This is a genomic window from Rhizobium sp. P40RR-XXII, from assembly GCF_012641405.1.
Lineage (GTDB): Bacteria > Pseudomonadota > Alphaproteobacteria > Rhizobiales > Rhizobiaceae > Rhizobium.
Genome location: NZ_JABAII010000040.1, coordinates 1 through 7167 on the forward strand (window position 1 = coordinate 1; position 7167 = coordinate 7167).

Here is a 7167-nt window from a genome sequence, read left to right on the forward strand (position 1 = left end):
GTCCATCCGCACCCCCTTCCCGAAGAAGAAACGCCAGACAGGGCCTCCGCGTCAACGCTCCCGCTCACCCGTTCACGAAACCTCCACAAAACGTCGACCAAAGACCAACAATGCCGATGTTTGCTTAGGCTCGGGCGAAGTGCCCCTGCAGCTCGCAACGAGCGCTGAAGCGGTTTCTTCAAATAGGTTCTGCCGTCAAGGCGCGGACGACCAACTCGCCCTGCTACGGTCAATTGGGAATACATTTATGCGATCTGCATTCGAACTGCCTTGCTGGAAGGCGCTATTGGCGGCGGCAGCCATGCTCGCGCTGGCTTCAAGCCAGGCGCGCAGCCAGGCGAGCAGCGAGGTGCCTCCTCCTGCCGTCGGCGTGCTCGAAATCAAGGCACATCCAGTACCGGTCATGAGCGAGCTTCCCGGGCGCATTGCCGCAACCAGGATTTCCGAGGTGCGCGCGCGCGTCTCGGGAATCCTGCTGGAGCGCGTCTTCGAACAAGGCAGCCTCGTGCACCAGGGCGATATCCTCTATCGCATTGATCCGAAGCTGTTTCGGGTCCGCGTCGCAAGCGCCAATGCGGCACTGCAGAAGGCGAAAGCCGTCCAGGCCCACGCCAAGCAGCAGCTTGAGCGCCAGCGCTCGCTGCGCGAACGTAATGTCATAAGCGCAGTCGATTACGATACGGCCGCCGTCAATCTCGCTCAAGCCGACGCCGATGTTGCAGCACAGCAAGCGGCGCTCGACGAAGCGAAGATCAATCTCGATTATACCGAGGTGCGGGCACCCATCACCGGCATCATCGGCGGTGCTCTCGTGACCGAAGGAACGCTGGTGACCGCCGAAGGCGCGTCCAATCTTGCGCTCATCCAGCAGATCAATCCGGTCTATGCCGATTTCACACAGTCGGCGCAGGATCTCCTCACATTGAAGCGCGCAGTCAGCGAGGGCAAGCTGCAGAGCCCGGCGCCCGGACAGGCAAGCGTCGAACTCGTATTCGACAGCGGAAAAGCCTATGGCAAGCCGGGCAAGTTGCTGTTTTCGAACGCAAGCGTGGATCCCAATACGGGTCAGGTGACGCTGCGCGCGGAATTCCCCAACCCGGAAGGCGATCTCCTGCCGGGCATGTATGTGCGCGTGCGCATCGAGCAGGCCGTTCAGCGGGGCGGCATTACCGTTCCGCAAAGAGCCGTGACGCGCGATACCGAGGGAACACCTCAAGTGTTCGTCGTCGCCGACCAGACGGCTCACGTGCGCAACGTCGTTCTCGGTGCGGCTCTCGGCCCTGAATGGATCGTCCTGTCGGGACTGAAGGACGGCGAAACCATCATCGCCGACGGCATCCAGAAAGTCACGCCGGGGGGCAAGGTCGTCGCTGAACCCTGGTCGCCGCAAAAGGCAGATCAGAGCATCTCAGACCAGGCCGCAAAGTAAGTCACACATGGCACAGTTCTTCATCAAGCGACCCGTTCTCGCATGGGTCTTTGCATTCTTCATCATAATCGCGGGAACCATTACGATCCCCCTATTGCCGGTGGCTCAATATCCCGCCGTCGCTCCTCCGCAGCTTTCCATCTCCGCCTCCTATCCCGGCGCTTCGCCGCAGGAAATCTATCAGGGCGTTACCCGCCTGATTGAAGAGGAGCTCAACGGCGTCCACGGCATCGTCGATTTCGAGTCGACGTCGGACAATTCCGGCTCGGTGGGCATCAACGCCACGTTCGCCTCCGGAACGGATATCGGCAAGGCAACGGTCGACGTGCAGAACGCGGTTCGCCGCGTCGAGGCGAGGCTCCCGCAGACGGTCAGGACGCAAGGCATCCAAGTCGAGGAAGCCAGCGCCGGCTTCCTGCTGATCGCGGCACTGACCTCCACCGACGGCAAGATGGACGAGATCGCGCTCGGCGACTATGTCAACCGCAACATTCTCGGCGAACTTCGGCGACTGCCGGGTGTCGGCCGTGCGCAGCTCTTCGCCTCGCAGCGGGCGCTGCGCGTCTGGATCGACCCGGACAAAATGGTCGGCCTTCATCTGACGACAGCCGACATCAGCGCCGCGATCACCGCGCAGAACGCGCAAGTGGCCGCAGGTCAGATCGGCGCCACGCCGAATCCGGTCAGCCAGGATCTGACCGCGACGGTCATCGTCGAAGGGCAGCTAAGCAATGCAAAGCAGTTCGGCGAGGTGATCCTGCGGGCCAATCCGGACGGCTCGACCGTTCGCCTGCGCGATATCGCGCGCATCGAGGACGGCGCGGAAAACTATTCGACCGCAAGCCGGCTCAACGGCAATCCGAGCGCCGGCCTCGCCATCCAGCTGTCCTCGACAGGCAACGCCGTCGCGGTCTCCAAAGCCGTGAAGGCGAAGATGGACGAGCTGTCGAAATTCTTTCCGAAGGGCGTCGAGTATTCGATACCCTACGACACCAGTCCCTTCGTCAATGCCTCGATCGAGAAGGTCGTGCATACGCTTTTCGAGGCAATCGCGCTTGTCTTCATCGTGATGTTCGTCTTCCTGCAAAACTTGCGCTACACGCTCATCCCGACGCTGGTCGTGCCGATCGCGCTGCTCGGAACCTGCGCGATCATGTATGTGACGGGGTTCTCCATCAACGTCCTGACTATGTTTGCCATGGTTCTGACGATCGGCATCCTTGTCGATGACGCTATCGTCGTGGTCGAAAACGTCGAACGCATCATGGCGGAAGAGGGTTTGCCGCCAAAAGCTGCGACCCAGAAGGCGATGAAGCAGATTACCGGCGCCATCCTCGGCATTACGCTGGTGCTCTCTTGCGTCTTCATCCCGATGGCATTCTTTCCGGGCGCGTCCGGCATCATCTATCGCCAGTTCTCGCTGACCATGGTCGTCTCGATCATGTTCTCCGCCTTCCTGGCGCTGTCGCTGACGCCGGCGCTCTGCGCCACGTTCCTGAAGCCGATCGACGGCGACCATCATGGCAGGAAGGGGCTCGGCGGCTGGTTCAATCGCAAGTTCGACGGGATGACTGCCGGCTATGCCAAGACCGCCGCCGGCCTTGCGCGACGGTCCTGGCGAATGATGGCCGTCTATCTCGCGCTCGTCGTGGGCCTCGGCTATCTTTTCGTCAATCTGCCGGGCTCCTTCGTGCCGGAGGAGGATCAAGGCATCCTGATCGTCGACATACAGGGGCCGCCGGAAGCGAGCGCCAATCGCACGATCGCATCGCTGAAGCAGGTCGAGGCCATCTTCAAGGCCGAACCCGCCGTCGAAAACATCTTCGCCGTGCAGGGCTTCAGCTTCGCGGGCAACGGGCCGAACGCAGCCATCGCCTTCGTCACGCTCAAGGATTGGAGCGCGCGGCCGGCCGGCAGCTCGGTGCCGGACATCGCCCAGCGCGTCAATGCACAGCTTGCCGGCCTGAAAGACGCCACCTCCTACGCGCTTTCACCGCCGCCGATCGAAGGCTTCGGCACGACGAGCGGCTTTTCCTTCCGGCTGCAGGACCGCGCCGGGCGCGGACAGAAGGCACTTAAACAGGCCGGAGAAGAGCTGATCGCCAAGGCGGCGCAGAACAGCATGGTCACGAACGTGCGCGTGGAAGGCATGCAGGAGGCCGCGCAGATCAAGCTTGCCATTGATCGCGAGAAGGCAAACACCTTCGGCGTCAGCTTTACCGACATCAACGAGGCCATCACCGCGAACCTCGGCTCCTCCTATATCAACGACTACCCGAACGCGGGGCGCATGCAGCAGGTCATCGTGCAGGCGGATGGCCGCAGCCGCATGCAGGTGGAAGATATGATGAAGCTGAATGTCCGCAATGCCAGCGGTGGAATGGTTCCGCTCTCGTCCTTCGCAACCGCCGACTGGCGCAAGGGCGATCCGCAGATCGTCGGCTATAACGGCTATCCGACGATCCGCATCACCGGGCAGGCGGCCGAGGGCAAGTCTTCGGGCGCGGCCATTGCCGAGATGGAACGCATCGCCGCAGACCTTCCGCAAGGTTTCGGCTACGAGTGGTCCGGCCAATCGCGCGAGGAGATTTCCTCCGGCAGCCAGGCGCCGATCCTCTTCGGTTTCAGCATCCTCTTCGTCTTCCTGCTGCTCGCAGGTCTCTACGAGAGCTGGTCGATCCCCTTGTCGGTCATGCTGGTGGTGCCGCTCGGCATTATCGGCTGCGTGCTGGCGGCGATCCTTCGTGACATGCCGAACGACCTTTATTTCAAGGTCGGCCTGATCGCGATTATCGGCCTTTCGGCAAAGAACGCCATCCTGATCGTCGAATTCGCCAGGGATTATTATGCCGAGGGCAGGTCCCTTCTTGAAGCGGCGATCGAAGCCGCACGCGTCCGCTTCCGCCCGATCGTCATGACGTCGCTTGCCTTCACGCTCGGCGTCGTGCCGCTGGCGATCGCCACGGGACCGAGTGCCGCCAGCCAGAACGCGATCGGCACCGGCGTGCTCGGCGGCATGATCTCGGCCACAGTCCTTGCCGTCTTCTTCGTCCCGGTCTTTTTCGTTGTTGTGCTGTCCCTCCTGCGGACAGGAGAAGCAATGGCGAAGCCTTCCGACCGCAAACTTTAGCAAATGATATCGTATAGATAACTGCTTTCCCAAAGCTGCCTTATCGCTCGTTTCCGGTTAAGTTACCACCGAAATTCCGTTGAAAGCGTAGCGCTATTATATGCCACCCACCGACTACCGGCACGCCGTTCGCCGGATGACCGCTTGCGGCCACCAACGCTCTATCCGGGGGAAGCGGTTGCACGTATGTGCTGTTTTTCATTCCGACTGGTTCCAAAAGAGCGCTGGCACATTTCAGCGAGACTTTTGAGGAACGACTTCAAGTGGCGTCACACGCTGCAAGCAGGCAGGCCTGGATCCGCAGGCATTTTCGGCGCATGGGCTGCGGTCCGGCTATCTGACGGAAGCCGCCAACCGCGGCATTCCCCTGCAGGAGGCCATGCAGCAGTCGCTGCATAAGTCTGTGGCCCAGGCCGCAAGCTACTATAACAACGCCGAACGGAAGAATGGGCGGGCGGCACGTCTGATAATGTAGCCCAAACTGGCAATCTTTACGTTAACCGACATGTGATGAGCGATAAACTCCGTTGCTATGCCTCACAAATTGTGTAAATTTGAGTTATAGAAATAACGGCTATAACTCATGCACTGGAATTGGACGCAGACCGACTGGCCGCATTTTAACTATAACCCTCAAGCGCTCGAGCCACTCGAGCGGCAATTTCTCAGGTCCTCGGGAGAAATCATAGGCGCGGTGCGGCACTTTGATGACGAGGATGGCCAGTCACTACGCATTGAGCTGTTAAGCGACGAGGCCGTCAAGACCTCTGAGATCGAAGGCGAGATGCTCGATCGGCTGAGCGTCCAGTCGTCATTACGCCGGCAATTCGGCCTTGATGCCGACAACCGAGCAATCCGGCCTCAGGAACGTGGTATCGCCGAGATGATGATCGATGTCTTCGAGAGCTGGTCCAAACCGCTCGTTCATGAGACCCTCTTCCGCTGGCACTCCATGCTGATGGCTGGAAACCGTCACATTGCTACGATTGGCGGCTATCGGACGCACGACGATGCAATGCAAATCGTGTCCGGACGTTTCGACAAGCCAGTTGTTCACTTCGAGGCGCCACCTTCCAGACAAGTACCGCCCGAGATGGATGCGTATCTGGCATGGTTCAATAGATCCGCACCGGCAGGCACATTTCCCCTACCCGCTCTGACGCGGGCCGCAATTGGTCACCTCTATTTCGAAAGCATCCATCCTTTCGAAGACGGAAATGGCAGGATCGGCCGAGCGCTGGCGGAAAAGTCGCTTGCGCAAAGTATCGGGCAACCGAGCCTAACCTCACTTGCATACACAATCGAAAAGAGCCGCAAGGCGTATTACGGCGAACTAGAAGCAAATCAGCGCACGCTCAACGTAACTGGATGGCTCATCTATTTCTCCCAGACCATATTGGACGCGCAGCAAACCACCCTTGCCCGCATCGCGTTTTATATTCGCAAAGGACAATTCTATGACCGTTTCCGAGACGAGCTCAATGAGCGTCAACACAAGGTCGTCTCCCGTATGCTCAAAGAAGGGATCGAAGGCTTCAAAGGTGGATTGAGCGCCGAAAACTATATTTCGATCACAGGAACCTCCCGCGCGACTGCAACACGCGACCTTCAGGATATGGTGGAGAAGGGAGCAATGAGCCGGAGCGGCGAGCGTCGCCACACGCGATACACATTGAACATGCCCGAAGCCAAGAAATAGAAAAGTGTATTCGCCTGCCTCTGGTGAGCGAACGCCAGCTTAATTTCACGGCCCCAGACCGCGCAGATTGGTGCTGCATGTCCCACCTTCCCTCGAAATACCTGGCTTTTCGTCGTTTCCGCGATAAGAGGCCATCAGCGCGCGGTTCATCGCTGCGATGCGGATGCCCATGCCACATCCTCGAAACCGGAAACGACAGCTTCCGCTTCAAAAATAGTTCTGCACATGAACCCAAAACGGCAAAGGAGAAACGGAGAAGCTTGACCACGACGACCGACACGAACGATACCTAAAAGGCGGGTCACTTCTCAGTGCAAATCCCGGGTCAACTCTCAGCGCAAATCAACAAACGACCGGATTCATCCATCAGCCCTTCATTCGCGGCTGGAAATCATGCGCAATTATGCTGCATCAAATTTCCGCCAGAATCGCGTTTTTTCGTCGAATTTCGCGGCTGTGTGTATAGGTATCTTTCGTATTTATATATTTTTTACAAAAGTCTAGTATATTTCTCCAATTTTTGATGCAACATTTTTGTTGCTTTCCGCACTGTTTTCGCGCAACCTGTGGATTCCAAGCGCAAGCTCCTTTATGGCAATCTCATGCCCATGAAAGACTCGTCATTGTTCATGAAGTCCAGCATCGACCACTTGCCGCCGCTCAAGCGACGGGAACTCGCTCGGGTCCTGGAGGTGCTGCGTGACGAGTTCGAGGATGCGCTGAAGGGAGGCTCGGCAGATTTCAAGAAGCGCGGCCGCATCCTGAAAATCATCCTGTTTGGATCCTATGGTGCGCCGTGAAGGCGTGGGAGGTTATCATGCAATAAAGGCAACCTCCCAAACTAACTGGTTCTTGACCGGTGACTGGAATGTCACCCCTCTACAGAGAGTAGTAGACGGAAGGGGATCG

General features: G+C 58.8%; 4 protein-coding genes and 3 pseudogenes. 6 read left to right on the forward strand and 1 reads right to left on the reverse strand.

Annotation, left to right across the window (positions count from 1 at the left end; all coding sequences use genetic code 11):
- Nucleotides 1-301: 301 nt before the first annotated feature.
- The 4 genes and pseudogenes from HGP16_RS33570 (at nucleotide 302) to HGP16_RS33585 (ending at nucleotide 6258) form a co-directional block, all read left to right on the forward strand.
- A complete protein-coding gene (locus HGP16_RS33570; protein ID WP_246703663.1) occupies nucleotides 302-1429 on the forward strand; it encodes an efflux RND transporter periplasmic adaptor subunit in 1128 nt (375 codons plus the stop codon).
- A 7-nt stretch (nucleotides 1430-1436) separates the two neighbouring features.
- The gene (locus HGP16_RS33575; protein WP_168844250.1) at nucleotides 1437-4559 is read left to right on the forward strand and encodes an efflux RND transporter permease subunit; all 3123 of its coding nucleotides are present in this window, start codon (nucleotides 1437-1439) and stop codon (nucleotides 4557-4559) included.
- 274 nt (nucleotides 4560-4833) lie between these two features.
- Nucleotides 4834-5034 (forward strand): annotated as a pseudogene (locus HGP16_RS33580) (integrase); the annotation flags it as partial.
- A gap of 108 nt (nucleotides 5035-5142) precedes the next feature.
- Nucleotides 5143-6258 (forward strand): Fic family protein, encoded by a 1116-nt coding sequence (locus HGP16_RS33585; protein ID WP_168844251.1) that lies wholly within the window; start codon nucleotides 5143-5145, stop codon nucleotides 6256-6258.
- Between the two features lie 45 nt (nucleotides 6259-6303).
- Here the strand turns inward: HGP16_RS33585 and HGP16_RS34505 are convergent, their stop codons facing one another.
- On the reverse strand, nucleotides 6304-6429 hold the full coding sequence (locus HGP16_RS34505; protein ID WP_281408297.1) for a hypothetical protein: 126 nt from the start codon (nucleotides 6427-6429) through the stop codon (nucleotides 6304-6306).
- Between HGP16_RS34505 and HGP16_RS34635 the strand changes: the two are divergent.
- Nucleotides 6429-6551: pseudogene (locus tag HGP16_RS34635) on the forward strand (ATP-binding protein); the annotation flags it as partial. The gene HGP16_RS34505 and the pseudogene HGP16_RS34635 overlap by 1 nt on opposite strands.
- A 309-nt stretch (nucleotides 6552-6860) precedes the next feature.
- Nucleotides 6861-7046, forward strand: a pseudogene (locus tag HGP16_RS33595) (hypothetical protein); the annotation flags it as partial.
- Between the last annotated feature and the right edge of the window lie 121 nt (nucleotides 7047-7167).